This window comes from Rhizobium sp. NFACC06-2 (assembly GCF_900101425.1).
In the GTDB taxonomy this organism is placed as follows: Bacteria; Pseudomonadota; Alphaproteobacteria; order Rhizobiales; family Rhizobiaceae; genus Agrobacterium; species Agrobacterium leguminum.
Window position 1 is genome coordinate 1 of sequence record NZ_FMVA01000038.1, and the last position, 2,095, is coordinate 2,095.

Consider the following 2,095-nt stretch of genomic DNA (forward strand, 5'->3'; position numbering starts at 1 on the left):
CCGTCGCTCTCCGCGTTGGGGGGAAGGTTCACATGGCTCAATTCTCAATGGAAATTATGCGCCTAACCGGCTCAGTTCCGCGTGGAAACCAACAGACGGGGTATCCGATCTCCTCTGCGATACGCTCGACCGTTTCCAGATTATCGGGAAGCGCCGTGTCGGGACCGGGAACGCAAGGCACACCCGCCGCGATCATGGTGCGCTTGGCAGCAATCTTGTCTCCCATCGTTGCAATCGATTTGGCATCCGGGCCGATGAAGACGAGCCCGGCGTTTTCGATAGCCTCCGAGAATGCCGCGTTTTCCGAGAGAAAGCCGTAACCGGGGTGAATTGCGCCAGCACCCGTCAAACGCGCCACGAGCAAGATGGCGTCCTTGTTAAGATAGCTTTTCGTCGCGTTTGCAGGGCCGATGCAAAGAACCGTGTCGGCAGTCTCACCATGTGACGCCTGTATGTCGGCCTCGGAGCATATCGCGACCGTTTTCAAACCAAGTTCGCGGCACGCGCGCTGGATACGAGCGGCAATCTCGCCGCGATTGGCGATAAGGACCGTATCGAAAAGCGGCTCTTTTTCGTTTAAACCGTCCGCCATTACGCAATCTCCGCCAAGAGTTCATTGGCGTGGACTTCTCCACCATCGATGTCCGTCAGGAAAATGATGCGCCCGGCGCATGGGGCCGTGATTTTGTTAAAGACCTTCATGGCCTCCACGATGAACAGCGTGTCGCCTTCTTCGACGCTATCTCCGGCATCAACGAAAGGAGGCTGGCCCGGAGCGGAGGCGCGATGGAGAACGCCGAAAATCGGTGCGCGCACAGCCGTGGCAAGACTTGGGCTTTCGGATGCCTTGAGGTCTGTGTCACTTGATATCTCGGGGGCCGCATCGACGGTCGCAGCTGCACCATCACTTGCGCTCCGAAAAATTCGAACGGTCACGTCTTTGCGGGTAACCGTCAGTTCGGAGACAGTTGATCGTCCGACAAAATCGATAAGCGTCTTTATCTTCGACAGGTCCATAAGCATACTCGTCATCGTTGGGAGCCGCCGAGATGAACTGCGAGAGATGGCACATCACATCGGCTGTCCTAGACCTAACACGAGCAGTACGGCGATGGGGTCAGAAGAACTTTTGATGACCCTCCAGAATAAAAACTTTGAAATCCCCCGCTTATTACAAATTATAGAGATCGTACCGCCTTGAAAGGAATCGAACCGTCGACCCCCTAAGTTGGCGTCTTCAATTTGAGCAGCCAAGAACTGAAACAAAGAGATTTTTATTTATCCTGACGCACTCGATCACCGAATGACGGGTGAAGTCGCTCGTGCTCCCTTTTCAGTCCTTTGAAGACATACACCCAAACACAGGGCGATCGGGGAGCGCAACCGACGCCGACGCGGAAACCCTGTGATCATGTTCCTTCCCGCCTTTCTTCGCCCCTTCTCGTTCTCCCTCAATCGGGTGGTGTCGGCCGATCCTGACTGCTATGAGCTTGCGAACAACTATCGGGGCGGAGCGTTATGCCTGTGGCTCTTTCCGGATCGTAAGGTCCGCGCGAGCCAATTCGGGCAGGATACATGTAAATCTGTTCAGAAAGTTCCCATATAATCGTTATGGGCTTCCTAAATCCGGCAACACGCTTAGAGTTAAGACCATGGCATCGGCACAACAGATCATAGGGCTCGTGAAGAGCCATGCTGAGGGCGACAAGGATCGTTTCTACGACCTTGCGATGCAGCTGGCTGCCGCCGAATCCCAGAAGGGCCACAGCCGTCTTGCCGAACAGCTTCGCCAGTGGGCCGAGGCCGGCGCCAGCGCGCCGGAACACAAACGGCCCAACCTGACGCCCGGTCGTCATCGGCAAGACCCCCGGCCACCAGCCGGCATCCCTCGAAGTCCACGGCCGCATCGCCTCGATCCTGGCTGCGATGGAAGCCGCAACGGTTCTCGAGAAGCAGTTCGAGGCGCTGAAGCAGCACGATTATCTGGAGAAGCTTCGCGCCGGCGAACTGGACACTGCGCAGAAACGCAAAAAGCTCCTCGACGCTTACGCGGAGGAGCTTTCTGTTAAGCGACTTGAATGGTCAAATATTCAAG

At 56.2% G+C, this 2,095-nt stretch carries 1 protein-coding gene and 1 pseudogene; both read right to left on the reverse strand.

Annotated elements, in window-relative coordinates; translation table 11 throughout:
- Positions 1-94 precede the first annotated feature (94 nt).
- Positions 95-592 (reverse strand): annotated as a pseudogene (locus tag F3H58_RS26995) (biotin carboxylase N-terminal domain-containing protein); the annotation flags it as partial.
- On the reverse strand, positions 592-1,017 hold the full coding sequence (locus F3H58_RS27000) for an acetyl-CoA carboxylase biotin carboxyl carrier protein (RefSeq protein ID WP_149744438.1): 426 nt from the start codon (positions 1,015-1,017) through the stop codon (positions 592-594). The gene F3H58_RS27000 and the pseudogene F3H58_RS26995, both read right to left, overlap by 1 nt.
- Positions 1,018-2,095: the final 1,078 nt, after the last annotated feature.